Annotated in this window: 1 protein-coding gene; it reads right to left on the bottom strand. The window is 35.3% G+C overall.

Features of this window, described 5'->3' with window-relative positions; genetic code table 11:
- On the bottom strand, positions 1 to 853 hold an 853-nt coding region (locus tag O9324_RS16815), incomplete at its 3' end, for an IS4 family transposase (protein ID WP_288140784.1).
- Positions 854 to 1,021 lie beyond the last annotated feature (168 nt).

Here is a 1,021-nt window from a genome sequence, read left to right as displayed (position 1 = left end):
TGCTGTGTCTGCGTTGACCTTTATATCTTTTTTCAGGTCTTGTGACATATTTTTGGATTCCCATATCCTTAATTTTTTTACCTTGTAGTGTGGCACTTGTATAGGCGATAGCTATAACAATTATCAGCTTTGATAAGTATTGCGGGGCTAATTGATAACCTTCTAAGCTATAGCCTCCCGACTTAAAATCTCGGAACATCTCCTCAATATCAAATCTTTTTTGATAGGCAATTATTGCCGTCTCTAAATCTCCAAAGTTAGTCAGAATATACCAAGGTTCTTTTGTTTGAAAACCCCGATAGGTTTTTTTCCATTTACCAGCTAAGTTAAACTGGACAAATCCCTGCTCTTTTGTAATATTGACATCCTTCAAAAATAGTTGAGTTCCTGGACTTAAACCTAACTCTCTCATTTCTTGATAAATTCCTTCTTTTGTCTTCACATTTGTACTTTTTTTTTGTCTTAAACAAAAGTATAAACTCGGCTTCTGAAGCCACTTTCCAAGACTGACCGAGCAAAATTCTCTATCTCCTAACACCAGGATTTTATGACCTGATAGCACCGTCAATATTTTCCCCAATACTCGCTGCTGTTCTTCGAGATTACTACTTCCTTTTTTATCTAATATCTCCCAATAGATTGGCATGGCTCTCTTGTCGTAAATTAGACTCACCATCAAGATATTTATTGTTCCCCAACTCGTCCGGTCTATGGCAATATATACTAATCCTTTTATTGTGAACCTCTCCTGCTGTTTTAACATCTCTTTTAGGCAGGGAAACCAGATTTTTTCAATGTTCAGGATTTCCAGCTTTAAAAATCTTTTGAGTTTTTTTCTCCGACTCTCAAACAGGATCGGTATTGGCAGTGCTTCTGCTAATATCTCTAACCCATATTCCGCACTTCACTTTGAAGTATAAAAAACTACAGGTCTTTTCAAAGAAAAAAAATCAGAATAATCAAAAAAAATACTCAACCAATCAGATGTTGAGGAGAAATCATAAAATACCAAATATTTTTT

The sequence above is a fragment of the Microcystis sp. LE19-84.1B genome (assembly GCF_027531875.1).
GTDB classification, from domain to species: domain Bacteria; phylum Cyanobacteriota; class Cyanobacteriia; order Cyanobacteriales; family Microcystaceae; genus Microcystis; species Microcystis panniformis.
This window is presented reverse-complemented; position numbering and strand designations above follow the sequence as displayed.